The organism is Denitrificimonas halotolerans, assembly GCF_034259425.1.
In the GTDB taxonomy this organism is placed as follows: Bacteria; Pseudomonadota; Gammaproteobacteria; order Pseudomonadales; family Pseudomonadaceae; genus Denitrificimonas; species Denitrificimonas halotolerans.
Genome location: NZ_JAXIVU010000014.1, coordinates 53694 through 67498, shown reverse-complemented (window position 1 = coordinate 67498; position 13805 = coordinate 53694). Strand labels below are relative to the sequence as shown.

Below are 13805 nucleotides of genomic sequence, written 5' to 3'. Positions count from 1 at the left end.
AATCATCGACACAAGCACCCACACGAATTGCTTGATTCAAATTGTTAAAGAACGTTTCGTTGAAGCTACCTGCTTCAGCGAGGTGGCGTATTCTACACTCACCATTTAATCTGTCAAGGTTTATTTTCAGGAAACTTAACTTCCGCTCAACCCTTGATTGATGCCACAGAGGTATTTAAGCCTCTTTGGCAGGCCGCTCATTCTACACTAGAACTACGCGTCGTCAAGCATTATTTCAAATTTCCATAATTTTCTAAAACCTTGCTTAGCGCTTGATTTGCAACTATCTCGCCAATCAAGAAAATCTATATTATAGATTTATTACAAACAACACAAGCGCTAATTCAAAGCACTCAATCACTCTGCCGTTAAAGTAACTTTAGCAAAACTTCTCTTACCGGCCTGACAGACATGCACAGCCCCCAACTTAAAGACAAAGTCACGATCAACCACCTCACCATCAACCTTAACACTGCCTTTACCTAACATATCACGAGCGCTCGCCGCATTCTTCACCAAACCCGCCTGATTCAATACTGCTGCAATCGGCATATCTTCCACTGCCATCAATTCAACCTCTGGCAAATCTTCTGGCAGCTCACCGTCCTGCATACGATTACCAGCAGACTTATGAGCGTTAGCAGCAGCCTCTTCACCATGAAATCGAGCAATAAGCTCTCGCGCCAACTCAATTTTAATATCTCGAGGGTTAGCACCTTGAGCAACACTCTCTTTCAGCTGCTCAATTTCTTCTAGGCTTCTAAAACTCAGTAAATCATAGTAGCGCCAAATCAGCTCATCAGGCATTGACAACAGCTTGTTGTACATAACACCTGGCGCCTCTTGAATCCCTACATAGTTACCCAAGGACTTAGACATCTTCTTAACACCATCTAAACCCTCTAGGAGAGGCATCGTAATAACGCATTGCGGCTCCTGACCATAAGAGCGCTGCAACTCACGCCCCATCAAAAGATTAAATGTTTGGTCAGTTCCACCAGCTTCTATATCAGCACGCAACGCAACAGAATCATACCCTTGAATCAAAGGGTATAAGAACTCATGAATTGCAATTGGCTGATTATTAGAATAGCGATTATGGAAATCTTCGCGCTCCAGCATCCTTGCTACTGTGTACTGTGATGCTAGGCGGATAAAATCAGCAGGATTAAGCTTCTCTAACCAAGAGGAATTAAATACAACCTCGGTTTTTTCTTCATCTAGAATTTTAAATACTTGCTGCTTATAAGTTTCCGCATTCGCCAACACTTGCTCACGGGTAAGTGGTGGACGCGTTACGCTTTTACCACTCGGATCACCGATCATCCCCGTAAAGTCACCAATCAAGAACACCACTCGATGCCCTAAATCTTGCAGCATGCGTAATTTATTCAATAAAACGGCATGACCTAGGTGCAGATCCGGAGCCGTTGGATCAAAGCCTGCTTTAATGCGCAACGGCTGATTGCGCTTCAGCTTCTCTATTAACTCCTGCTCAATAATAACGCTGTCAGTACCTCGTTTAATAATAGCCAACTGCTCTTCAACGGTTTTCATGCCTAGAACACCATAATTTTATAAGAAAGATAACCAATAAGAATACTAGATAAGGAACTAAAAACAAATGAATGCGTCAGAACAACGCAAGCATTAACACCTAATTCTATGCAATAATGTAATAAAAATTAGATACAACCCTGACTGCAAGACGAATGGGCTTGCAGTATAGGTTTTTTACTTATACTTTACCCATCTTTGCACTTATTATTTATCGTTCGCTCACCAATCGCACAGCAGACCACAAAGACTATGCCAACAAACATCACTCCGACAAAACAGAGCTACCCCAAACGCCACCTGTTTGCCGCAAGCGGAATTGCTGCCTTACTCTGCTTAACTTTGCTCGTATACCCATCTCGCGAAGTGGAAGCTAAAAAAACTTTCATCAATATTGAGTTAGAAGAACAATCACCTGAACAAGTCACAGCTGACTTCTCTTTACTAGAAACACCACAATCAGAAACAGCAGCTTTAGAACTGACCGATCATGCTGAATTTGAAAAACTCGCACAAGAACTAGACGCATCTGTTTTCAAATTCAAACGCACTGTTACAGTAAAAAAAGGCGATACTTTATCAACTATTTTTTCTGACGTTGGTTTAGGCAATAGCCTGCTACACAGCATCTTAGCCAAAAACAAAGAAGCCCAGCTTTTTACTCGTATCAAAGAAGGCCAAGAACTGACTTTTGAGTTTGACGATGACCAGTCACTAAAAACACTGAGCAGCAAAGTAAATGTGTTAGAAACGATCTTCTTAGAAAAGCAGGGTAACGACTTCTCTTTTCGCAAAGATATCGCACCGACAGAAACAATCGAAAAAGTTGCCAAAGGCACTATTAAAGGATCGTTATTTGGCGCTACTAACAAAGCTGGACTGCCCCGCTCTTTAGCCATTAGCCTATCGAAAATTTTCGAATACGATATCGACTTTGCAAAAGATATACGCTCAGGAGACACGTTCGAAGTCGTATATGAAGCAAAAACCTTTAAAGGTCAAACTGTAGGCGCTGGTAACATCCTATCCGCACGCTTTACCAATCGCGGAAAAACATATACTGCTGTTCGTTACACCGATAAAAAGGGTAATACCAACTACTATGCAGCAGACGGCTCAAGTCTACGCAAAGCCTTTATTCGTACGCCGGTTGAGTATGCTCGTATCAGCTCACGCTTCTCCAACGGCCGTAAGCATCCAATTTTAAATAAAATCCGCGCACATAAAGGCGTTGATTATGCTGCTCCCCGCGGAACGCCTATTAAAGCAACAGGCGATGGTCGTGTATCTTTAGCTGGCCGCAAAGGTGGCTATGGCAATACTGTCGTCATTAAGCACGGCAAGCATTACCAAACTCTTTACGCTCATATGCAAGGTTTTGCCAAAGGCATAAGAGCAGGTAGCAATGTCAAACAAGGTCAAATTATTGGTTACATTGGCACAACCGGCTTATCCACAGGCCCTCACTTACACTATGAATTTCAAGTTAACGGTGTGCATGTTGACCCATTAAGTCAAAAACTACCAACTGCAGACCCGATTCCTGCATCGGAAAGACAACGCTTTGCGCAATACAGCAAACCTTTACTCGCAAAACTGGATGGACAACAAAACATCCAAGTTGCTATGAACAAGCAATAAACATGCTCTACATCGGTATTATGTCGGGCACCAGTCTCGACGGGATCGATATCAGCCTTATTGATATCGATCCACAATACTCACTCATAGCCAGTCATTACCTGCCCATGCCGGCAGATTTAAAAAAAAGCCTACTTGATTTATGCACTAGCGGCACCGATGAAATCCATCGAGCCGCTATTGCTGAACGCCAATGGGCTCAATTGGCCGCCCATGGTGTCACTCAACTTCTAGCTAAAACCCAAACACCTGCATCAAAAGTTCGAGCAATTGGCAGTCACGGACAAACCATTCGTCATGAACCACAACAACATTACACAGTACAAATCGGCAACCCTGCTCTACTAGCAGAGCTCACAGGGATTTGTGTAGTGAGTGACTTTCGTCAACGCGATATAGCAGCAGGCGGTCAAGGTGCACCGCTCGTCCCTGCATTTCATGAAGCATTATTCAAACAACATGCCATGCCTTGTGCCGTCTTAAATATTGGTGGGTTCAGCAACGTCACCCTATTAAACGAAAACCAACATACCCATGGCTTTGATTGCGGTCCAGGTAATGTTTTGATGGATGCTTGGATACAGCATAGAAAACAACAGCCATATGACCGAGAAGGTACCTGGGCGGCTGGTGGTACTGTTCATCACTCTCTACTGCAACAGATGCTGCAAGAGCCGTTTTTTGCCACTCAAGGCCCAAAAAGCACAGGTCGCGAACTTTTTAATCTATCTTGGCTGCTCAATATACTGAGTGCACACCCGACCATTGATGCACAAGATGTGCAGGCAACGTTATGTGAGTTTACAGCTCAAACTATTGCTGATGCTATTCAGTTAGCACAAAAAAATACTCGAGCAGTCTGGGTGTGTGGTGGAGGAGCACACAATAAAGATTTACTTAATCGTTTAACACGTCTCATACCACAAAGTACTGTGGCGAGTACCGATTCAATTGGAATCTCAGCGGATTGGATGGAGGCCATGGCGTTTGCTTGGCTTGCTCATTGCTGCTTAGAGAACATCCCAAGTAACCGACCTACAGTGACTGGCGCCAAAGGCTTACGCATACTTGGCGCCATTTACCCAGCTTAAGCAGTTTTCAAATCGAGAAGGATGACCCGCAACCACAAGTTGTTGTTGCATTCGGGTTATTAATTATAAAACGTGAACCTTCTAAGCCTTCGGTGTAGTCCACTTCCGCACCCACTAAATACTGAAAACTCATCGGGTCAACAATCAGGTTTACACCCTCACGCTCAACCACAGTATCATCTTCGGCAACTTCTTCATCGAACGTAAAACCGTACTCAAAACCTGAGCATCCACCACCTGTGATAAACACACGTAGATTCAATCGTGGATTGCCCTCCTCTTCAAGCAAGGCCCTTACTTTTTTTGCTGCGTCTTCAGTAAACTGCATTGCGGCAGGGACGAAGGATTCAACACTCATTTTACTTTCTCCCAGCATCGCGCTGTAAATAACTATTAAGTAATATTATCCGCTTATCCTACCACGGAGGTCAACTATTAACAGCACTTAAGGTATTAACGCGACCGTTTGCAGGCCACTGTTCTCTTCCAAGCCAAACATAATGTTCATATTCTGCACAGCTTGACCCGAGGCTCCTTTAACTAAATTATCAATAGCAGCCATCACAACCACTACATCGCCATTCTGTGGGCGCTGTACTGCGATACGACACATATTGGCACCCTTCACGCTACGTGTTTGCGGAAAGACCCCTGCTGGCAAAATATCTACGAAAGGCTCGTCACGATAATACTGCTCATACAACGCCTGCAAATCAACACTGTGATCTGTGACCGTCGCATAAGTAGTCGCATGAATACCACGAATCATTGGTACTAAATGAGGCACAAAAGTTAAATTTACTGATTTACCGGCAACGCGGCGTAGGCCTTGTTTGATTTCAGGCAAATGACGATGTCCATTGACACCATAAGCCACCATATTTTCGCCTGCTTCACAAAATAATGAGCCTAATTTCGTTCCACGACCTGCACCACTTACACCGGAAGCACAGCTAGCAATGATCTGCTTTGGATCAGCTAAGCCTTGCTCCACTAAAGGCAATAAAGCCAATTGTACAGCCGTCGGATAACAGCCAGGCACTGCAACCAAGCGAGCATCTTTGATAACGTCACGATTGACTTCAGGCAAACCATAAACAGCTTCGCTCAATAAATGTGGCGCACCATGCGGCTGACCATACCATTGCGTCCATTCCTCAGAATCTTCCAAACGAAAATCTGCAGAAAGATCAATAACTCTTGTGCCAGCTTGCAAAATCTCATCTGCCAAACTATGAGCAACACCATGGGGTGTAGCAAAAAATACGACATCACAAGCTGTTAAAGTTTCCACTTCTGGCACAGAAAAGGTCAAAATCGGGTAATGTTCGCGCAGATTAGGGTACATGTCAGCTACCCGCACACCTTCTTCAGAGCGCGAGGTAATGACCTCAACCCGTGCATGTGGATGCAAAGCCAGCAGGCGTAACAACTCAACACCTGTGTAACCTGTACCACCGACAATTGCCACTTTAATCATGCATGCACCTTCTTAGCTTAAGTAAAATATAATATTCTGATAACACAACCTGCGCTCAGCAGATGACACTCCGCGCCCTACGTACTACCATGAGCGCTCTTTACTCTCGGAGCAAGTTATGACTTATTTATGGATCAAAGCATTCCATATTATCGCAGTGGTCTGCTGGTTTGCGGGTTTATTTTACTTGCCACGCTTATTTGTTTATCACGCGATGAGCACAGACAGCGTCAGCCAAGAACGCTTTACTGTCATGGAACGCAAACTCTATAGAGGTATTATGCATCCATCTCTGATCGCGACTCTAGTACTTGGTATCTGTATGTTATATATGAATCCTGTACTCCTCAAGATGAGCTGGATGCATATCAAGCTGGCCTTACTGGCCTTGTTAATTACCTACCACTTTTCCCTAGGCGCTATTTATAAGAAATTCGCTCAAGGCGCTAACCAAAAAAGCCATGTATTTTACCGTTGGTTTAATGAACTACCGGTTTTATTTTTAATTGCTATTGTCTTGCTAGCCGTTCTCAAGCCTTGAGTTATATCGGCAGAATCGACAGTGCGTTATTACAGTGGTCCAGCAATATATTGATTTGATATCCTCCCCGACCTAAAGGACGGGGATTCCTACTGCTAGACGACCATGCTCGGCCGCGAGAATTGTTGATATAAAACTGTCGACCAATAAACTGAACACCTTGATCGACAGTGCTTTCTTAACCTGTATTACGCAAACCCGCAGCAATACCTGCCACCGTCACCAAGAGTGCTTGCTCAATTGCAGGACAAATCTCATCACCCTGCTCTCGCGAGCGCGCTAATAATTCCACCTGCAATAAATGTAGCGGATCTAAATATGTATCCCGCACACTGATGGAAGCACGCACTTGCGGGTGTCGCTCTAACAAATGTGCTTCCCCAGTCAAGTTCAGCACTTGCTCCACCGCCTGTTCCAAGTGCACATACAGCTGCTCACCAAAACCACGCAACTCATCCTTAACTAAACGCTCATCATATAAGCGTGCAATACCCGAGTCCGCTTTTAACAACACCATTTCTAGCATATCAATGCGCGCTCTAAAAAACGGCCACTGATCACGCATTTCTGCCAGCACCGCTTCCTCTTGCCGCTCTACTGCTTTTTGCAGCGCAGTTTCCCAACCCAACCAAGCAGGCAACATCATCCGTGTTTGAGTCCAAGCAAAAATCCACGGAATTGCTCGTAAACTTTCAATGCCACCGGTACGACGACGTGCAGGACGGCTACCCAGCGGCAAACGTCCTAGCTCTTGCTCAGGTGTTGCTTGGCGGAAATAATCAACAAAATGGGGCTCTTCACGCACCGTTTTACGATAAGCAGCCAGGCCATCAGCAGCTAGACGCTCCATGACCGCGCGCCATGATTCTTTAGGCTCAGGAGGTGGCAGCAATGTTGCTTCCAATACAGATGCCAAATACAGATTAAGGTTTTGCGCAGCTACTTCCGGCAAACCATATTTGTAACGAATCACCTCACCTTGCTCAGTAGTACGGAAACGACCAGCTACAGAGCCTGGTGGCTGTGACAAAATTGCTTCATGCGCTGGACCGCCGCCACGGCCCACAGTGCCCCCACGACCATGGAATAAAATCAGCTCAACCCCTTGCTTTTCACAAACAGCCACCAACTCTTCTTGGGCGCGATACTGCGACCAAGCCGCTGCCGTAGTCCCTGCATCTTTAGCTGAGTCTGAATAACCGATCATAACTTCTTGCGGACCTGCTAAGCTCTCGCGGTAATCTTTCAAACTGAGTAATTGATCAATCACCCCGGCGGCATTATGTAGATCATCTTGCGTTTCAAACAAAGGCGCAATACGCATCGCACGCCGCAACCCTGCCTCTTTCAGCAAAAGCTGCACAGCTAACACATCGGATGGTGCCGAAGCCATAGATATCACATAAGAGCCTAAGGCATCCGCTGCAGCCTGAGCAACCACCTGACACGTTTCTAAAACTTCTTGAGTATCTGCACTGGGTGTAAAAGCAGTGGAGAGTAACGGCCTGCGGTTTTCTAACTCTGCTAAAAGAAACGCTTGACGCTGCTCTTCGTTCCACTGTGCATAATCACCTAAGCCTAACCATTGCGTAATTTCACTTAATGCACTGGTATGGCGCTCAGCATCTTGACGGATATCTAAACGCACTAAAGATAAACCAAAGGTGGTAGCCCGACGAATAGTGTCAAGCAAATCACCATCTGCAATGAGCCCCATGCCGCACTCATGCAACGAGCGATAGCAAAGCAATAATGGCTCTAACAGCTCATTGGTATCTCGCATAACGGTTGCTGAAAGTGGCTTACCGTTAGAAATAGCGTCTTGTAACTCTGCACGTGTATTACGCAACCGAGCGCGCAGCCGCTTGAGCAGAACGCGATAAGGCTCATCAGTTTCACCCACCAACGCCATCAACTCGGCGCTACCATTGAGCATGGACAGCTCAGCAGTCAAGCGAGAAATATCACGTAAGAATAAGTCGGCTGCGATCCAACGTGCTAATAACAGCACAACTCGCGTCACCCGCGCAGTTACATTCGGATTACCATCGCGATCCCCCCCCATCCATGTGGAAAAGCGGATCGGGGTTGCAGTGATGGGCAACTTCTCGCCACCGGCGGCCTCAAGAGTTTGATCCACATGACGCAAGACATTTGGAATGGCTTCCCACAAGGAACGCTCAATCACTGCAAACCCCCAACGTGCTTCGTCCACTGGTGTCGGTTGCTCACTCCGAATCTCTGTCGTGTGCCACACTTCTGTAATGAGGCTACGCAGTTTAGCGATAATTTTTTCGCGCTCGTTTGCGGTTAAATCTGTGTGGTCTAAAGCAGCTAATTGCTGCGCAATCATATCGTACTTCATGATTAAGGTACGCCGCGACACCTCGGTTGGGTGAGCCGTCAACACTAGCTCAATATCTAAATCAGCAACGGCTTGCGATAGTTTTTGCGGAGTATGTCCAACAGCTTTTAGGCGCTCAAGCAGCGAGGCTAACATCAGATCTTCAAAGGCAGGCTCTTCATCGCTGCGACGGCGACGCATTAAATGGTACTGATCTGCAATGTTTGCCAGATTTAAAAACTGATTAAAGCCACGTGCCACTGGCAGCAATTCATCTTCAGACAACTGATCCAAAGTATCGGTCATCTGTTGACGGCCATCTTCTGAGCCACGACGAGCTGCTTTCGCACCAGTACGGATGCGTTCAATTTTCTCTAAAAACTCTTCACCGCGCTGTTCACTCATCGTCGAGCCCAGTAGCTCACCTAATAAATGAACATGCTCGCGTAGACGTGAATCAATTGGGATCATACTCGCTCTCCACTATAGTTTTCTTTAGCTTGCCGAGTTATTCAGCTGCAAGCAAGAAGTCTTAAGTGTTCTAAGCTTTGTATCTTTATACCATTGACATCCTCCCCGACCTAAAGGACGGGAATTCCTACTGCTAGACGACCATGCCCGGCCGCGAGAATGTTCCGTGCCGCGTTGATATCGCGATCGTGGGTGACACCACACCCACTGCATGTCCATTCTCTTATTCCAAGTCCTGCGATACCTTTCGGCCTCGACTCGGGCAAACTGCCGCAACTCGAACAGGTTTGTGTGGTGTATGCCTCGTCAACTTCCTTAAAAACAATGCCTGCGTGAGCGCATTTATAGTCCAGCATTGTTTTTAATTGACCCCAGCCAGCGTCCAGCACTGACTTGGCCATCGTGGTTTTAATAAAAGTCTACTCTAATTACCAAACTCACAGCGTACGGCACGTTTTTTATCATCCACCAAAACGCCGGTTAAGCCTTTTTGCTTGGTATCAAATAAAACCACTACCCCATCCATACACTGAGCCACTTGCTCAGCTGGTTTTAATGACACCTTATAATCTTCACCGGGTATCGTTTTTAACATGGTGTACTCAGCCAACAACAGCGCATCACTGGGTTTAGCAATGTGCAAATAACCGTAATAGCCTAAAACTGCAATCGTTCCCACAACACTTGCAATAGCAGTACCAATCAGTGGTCGATAATCACGTTCGCTCATAAACAGCTCCGTCAGACTCGCGGTAGGAAAATTTAAAAGATGGGCCGCAACCCTAGAGCAGGATCGCGGCCTCAATAGAGAAAGTTAATGCTCTGGACGCATATGCGGGAATAAAATCACATCACGAATGGATGGTGAATCTGTAAGTAACATGACTAAACGATCGATACCAATCCCTTCACCAACAGTGGGCGGCATACCGTATTCCAAGGCACGAACAAAATCAGCATCGTAATGCATAGCTTCATCATCACCCGCGTCTTTATCTGCCACTTGCGCCAAGAAGCGATCTGCTTGATCTTCCGCATCGTTTAATTCTGAATATGCGTTAGCAATTTCACGTCCCCCAATGAACAGTTCAAAACGGTCTGTGACATTTGGATCATCGTTACTGCGGCGTGCTAACGGTGACACTTCAAATGGATAACGAGTGATGAACGTTGGCTGTTCCAACTTATGTTCAACAGTTTCCTCAAAGATCATAGTTTGTAACTTACCTAGACCTTCAAACCCCATCACTTTAGCACCGCTTTTTTTCGCCAACTCACGAGCAGTATCTAGATCTTCTAAATCTGCGGCAGTGATTTCCGGATTATATTTCAAGATTGAATCAAACAAAGAAATGCGCTGGAACGGCTCACCAAAATGGAACACCTTACCCTGATAAGGTACATCCGTACTGCCCAAGACCTTCTGCGCTAGCTCTCGGAACAACTCTTCGGTTAAATCCATATTGTCTTCATAGTCCGCATAGGCTTGATAGAACTCAAGCATAGTGAACTCAGGGTTATGCCGCGTTGAAACACCTTCGTTACGGAAGTTACGGTTGATTTCAAACACACGCTCAAACCCCCCGACCACCAATCTTTTCAAATACAACTCAGGTGCAATACGTAAGTACATTGGCAAGTCGAGTGCATTATGGTGAGTTTCAAAAGGTTTAGCTGCAGCACCACCTGGAATGGTTTGCAGCATTGGTGTTTCCACTTCCAAGAAGTCACGCTCGGTTAAAAAGCTACGGATATGAGCAATCACTTTTGAGCGAATTTTAAAGGTATCACGCACATCCTCGTTAACAATCAAGTCAACATAACGCTGACGGTAACGCTGCTCAGTATCCGTTAAACCATGGTGTTTATCTGGTAAAGGACGCAATGCTTTAGTCAACAGTTGAACCTGTGTCATATGCACATAAAGATCACCTTTACCGGAACGCGATAAAGTACCCTCAACACCAATGATGTCGCCTAAATCCCAAGTTTTAATCTCGGCAAGCTTTTCTGCAGGCAAGCCTTTGCGGTCAACATAGACCTGCAAGCGCCCCGTCATATCCTGCACCACCATAAAAGCACCACGATTGAGCATGATGCGCCCAGCAATTTTCACCGGGATCGCAGCACTGACTAACTCTTCTTTAGTGTCATCCACATAGGTCTTTTGGATATCAGCGCAGTAATGCTCGCGACGAAAATCATTCGGGAAGGCATTGCCTTTGGCCCGCTCAATCGCCAGTTTTTCTTTACGCAAGGCAATTAAACGGTTTTCTTCCTCTTGCAACTCATGCTGAGTTAGCGGTTGTTCGCTCATGATGGGTATCCACTTAAATGTTATTCAGGTCGCTCGTACAGCGACTGTAAGCACGCTCAAGCATGCTGATTTCAATATTGACTAGGTCGACGACGAACAGGAGCATTACAGCCCCTGTTTTAAACTTGCCTCGAGAAACTGATTGATCTCACCATCGAGTACCGAATCGCAGTCACTTTCTTCCACGTTGGTGCGTAAATCTTTAATACGCGACTGGTCTAAAACATAAGAACGAATCTGATGTCCCCAACCAATATCAGACTTACTGTCTTCTAACTCTTGTGAAGCAGCACTGCGTTTTTGCAACTCCAACTCATACAATTTAGCACGCAACATTTTCATTGCAGTGTCACGGTTAGCATGTTGAGAACGCTCGTTCTGACAGCTCACCACCGTATTAGTAGGCTCATGGGTAATACGTACAGCAGAATCAGTGGTGTTAACGTGCTGACCGCCGGCACCGGATGAGCGATAAGTATCAATACGCAAGTCTGCAGGATTGATATCAATTTCAATATTGTCATCAATCTCTGGCGAGACAAACACAGCAGTAAAGGAGGTATGACGACGGTTGCCCGAATCAAAGGGGCTTTTACGCACTAAACGGTGTACTCCCGTTTCGGTACGCAACCAACCAAAAGCATACTCACCTTCAATATGTAAAGTAGCGCCTTTAATACCTGCTACATCACCAGGCGATAGTTCCATAATGGTTGCTTTAAAACCATTATGATCAGCCCAACGCAAGTACATACGCAGTAAAATATTGGCCCAATCTTGCGCCTCAGTACCACCGGAGCCGGCTTGAATATCAAGGTATGCATTATTGGCGTCCATATCGCCGCTAAACATACGGCGAAACTCTAGGCCACTCAGTTCCTGCTCCAATGCTGCAACTTCACTGCGTACTTCTTCAACAGCATCATGGTCATCTTCTTCGACAGCCATTTCCAGCAGGTCTTTAGCGTCACTGACGCCACTTTCTAAATTATCTAGAGTTTCCACAACCTGAGCTAGTGCCGAACGTTCACGTCCTAGGTTTTGTGCATATTCAGGGTTGCTCCAGATATCTGGATCTTCCAGCTCTCGTTCAACTTCAGTTAGACGTTCACGCTTAGTAGCGTAGTCAAAGATACCCCCGAATGACTTGCGTGCGCTCAGCTAAGTCATTGATGGCTAAATGGATTGGATTGACTTCCATAACAGACGATTCTCGCTTGATTGAACTGTGTAAAAAGGCTAATTGTACCTGAATAAGCACCAACTGTGCGCAGATCAAGCCTCCTGCATTACGCTTTTATCAAAATCGCGTAAGACCTCGTACTTTTAGTGCGGGAATGGATAGCGAGGACCGTGTACGCAGCCCCTTAACCCCTTAACAGGCTGCTAAAGTCTTTGCAGTATAGGTTGTGCTGGTATTATATACAGCATGATAAGGCACACCAAAACATTAAAAGTCCGAGTCCGAGACAGGCATGTGCCCCTGCTAAATCGCATGGCTCGAAGCGTCAATTTCGTCTGGAACTTTGTTCATGAATTAAGTCAACGCTCGATTAAAGAGCGTGGTGTGTTTTTGTCTACTTTTGATATGCATCCCTACACTAGGGGCGCAGATAAAGAGCTTGCGCTGCACAGCCAAACCTTACAGTGCATTGCAGGTGAGTATGTCACGCGCCGTAAGCAGTTTAAGAAGGTGCGGCTGAACTGGCGCAAATCAGGCGGTGTACGCCGCTCACTGGGCTGGATACCCGTCAATACAGGTGCAGCGCAGTGGAAAAACGGGCAGGTCTACCACAACGGCCACTATTTTAAGGTCTGGGACAGCTACGGCTTGAACCAATACAAGTTTCGCTCGGCCAGTTTCAATGAAGATGCCCGTGGCCGCTGGTACTTCAATGTTGTGGTTAATATGGAGGTCGAGCCAGAAATAAAACCCAAGTCAAAACCATTCATGCGAAAATCGCTAACCGTAGAAAAGACGCATTGCACAAGTTCAGCCGTAAGCTAGTCAATCGCTGCGGTGAAATCTATGTGGGCAATGTCAGTAGTTTAAAGCTCGTTAAAACCACGATGGCCAAGTCAGTGTTGGACGCTGGCTGGGGTCAATTAAAAACAATGCTGGACTATAAATGCGCTCACGCAGGCATTGTTTTTAAGGAAATTGACGAGGCATACACCACCCAAACCTGTTCGAGTTGCGGCAGTTTGCCCGAGTCGAGGCCGAAAGGTATCACAGGACTTGGAATAAGAGAATGGACGTGCAGTGGGTGCGGTGTCACCCACGATCGCGATATCAACGCGGCACGTAACATTCTCGCGGCCGGGCATGGCCGTCTAGCAGTAGAAATCCCCGTCCTTTAAGT

General features: G+C 46.0%; 13 protein-coding genes. 5 read left to right on the top strand and 8 right to left on the bottom strand.

The window, feature by feature from the left end:
• Window positions 1–357: 357 nt before the first annotated feature.
• Entirely contained in the window at window positions 358–1557 is a 1200-nt protein-coding gene (gene tyrS, locus TOI97_RS10160) for a tyrosine--tRNA ligase (RefSeq protein ID WP_321554011.1), read from the bottom strand.
• Between the two features lie 252 nt (window positions 1558–1809).
• On the opposite strand from tyrS, the gene TOI97_RS10155 reads away from it, so the two are divergent.
• Window positions 1810–3198: a peptidoglycan DD-metalloendopeptidase family protein gene (locus tag TOI97_RS10155; RefSeq protein WP_321554010.1), complete on the top strand. Its 1389-nt coding sequence runs from the start codon at window positions 1810–1812 to the stop codon at window positions 3196–3198.
• A gap of 2 nt (window positions 3199–3200) precedes the next feature.
• Entirely contained in the window at window positions 3201–4289 is a 1089-nt protein-coding gene (locus TOI97_RS10150) for an anhydro-N-acetylmuramic acid kinase (RefSeq protein WP_321554009.1), read from the top strand.
• Between the two features lie 7 nt (window positions 4290–4296).
• Here the strand turns inward: TOI97_RS10150 and erpA are convergent, their stop codons facing one another.
• Both erpA and argC read right to left on the bottom strand, forming a co-directional pair.
• Window positions 4297–4647 (bottom strand): iron-sulfur cluster insertion protein ErpA, encoded by a 351-nt coding sequence (gene erpA / locus TOI97_RS10145; RefSeq protein WP_321554008.1) that lies wholly within the window; start codon window positions 4645–4647, stop codon window positions 4297–4299.
• A gap of 87 nt (window positions 4648–4734) precedes the next feature.
• Window positions 4735–5769, bottom strand: coding sequence for an N-acetyl-gamma-glutamyl-phosphate reductase (gene argC / locus TOI97_RS10140; protein WP_321554007.1), 1035 nt, complete (start codon window positions 5767–5769; stop codon window positions 4735–4737).
• Window positions 5770–5887: 118 nt separating this feature from the next.
• On the opposite strand from argC, the gene hemJ reads away from it, so the two are divergent.
• Window positions 5888–6310: a protoporphyrinogen oxidase HemJ gene (gene hemJ, locus TOI97_RS10135; RefSeq protein WP_321554006.1), complete on the top strand. Its 423-nt coding sequence runs from the start codon at window positions 5888–5890 to the stop codon at window positions 6308–6310.
• 178 nt (window positions 6311–6488) lie between these two features.
• Here the strand turns inward: hemJ and ppc are convergent, their stop codons facing one another.
• From ppc to prfB, 5 genes are all read right to left on the bottom strand, one after another.
• A complete protein-coding gene (gene ppc / locus TOI97_RS10130; RefSeq protein ID WP_321554005.1) occupies window positions 6489–9125 on the bottom strand; it encodes a phosphoenolpyruvate carboxylase in 2637 nt (878 codons plus the stop codon).
• Between the two features lie 110 nt (window positions 9126–9235).
• Complete coding sequence (locus tag TOI97_RS10125; protein WP_321554004.1) at window positions 9236–9526, bottom strand: RNA-guided endonuclease InsQ/TnpB family protein; 291 nt, start codon at window positions 9524–9526, stop codon at window positions 9236–9238.
• Window positions 9527–9549: 23 nt separating this feature from the next.
• The gene (locus TOI97_RS10120) at window positions 9550–9855 is read right to left on the bottom strand and encodes a hypothetical protein (RefSeq protein ID WP_321554003.1); all 306 of its coding nucleotides are present in this window, start codon (window positions 9853–9855) and stop codon (window positions 9550–9552) included.
• An 84-nt stretch (window positions 9856–9939) separates the two neighbouring features.
• A complete protein-coding gene (gene lysS, locus TOI97_RS10115; protein ID WP_321554002.1) occupies window positions 9940–11442 on the bottom strand; it encodes a lysine--tRNA ligase in 1503 nt (500 codons plus the stop codon).
• A 105-nt stretch (window positions 11443–11547) separates the two neighbouring features.
• Window positions 11548–12643, bottom strand: a protein-coding gene (gene prfB, locus TOI97_RS10110; RefSeq protein WP_321554001.1) for a peptide chain release factor 2 whose coding sequence is annotated in 2 segments (ribosomal slippage) — window positions 11548–12570 and window positions 12572–12643 — 1095 coding nt in all. Because the reading frame shifts where the segments join, the coding sequence is not laid out codon by codon here.
• Between the two features lie 294 nt (window positions 12644–12937).
• On the opposite strand from prfB, the gene TOI97_RS10105 reads away from it, so the two are divergent.
• Both TOI97_RS10105 and TOI97_RS10100 read left to right on the top strand, forming a co-directional pair.
• Window positions 12938–13450, top strand: coding sequence for a hypothetical protein (locus tag TOI97_RS10105; protein WP_321554000.1), 513 nt, complete (start codon window positions 12938–12940; stop codon window positions 13448–13450).
• The gene (locus tag TOI97_RS10100; RefSeq protein WP_321554014.1) at window positions 13390–13803 is read left to right on the top strand and encodes an RNA-guided endonuclease InsQ/TnpB family protein; all 414 of its coding nucleotides are present in this window, start codon (window positions 13390–13392) and stop codon (window positions 13801–13803) included. Before TOI97_RS10105 ends, TOI97_RS10100 begins: the two co-directional genes overlap by 61 nt.
• The last annotated feature ends 2 nt before the right edge of the window (window positions 13804–13805 follow it).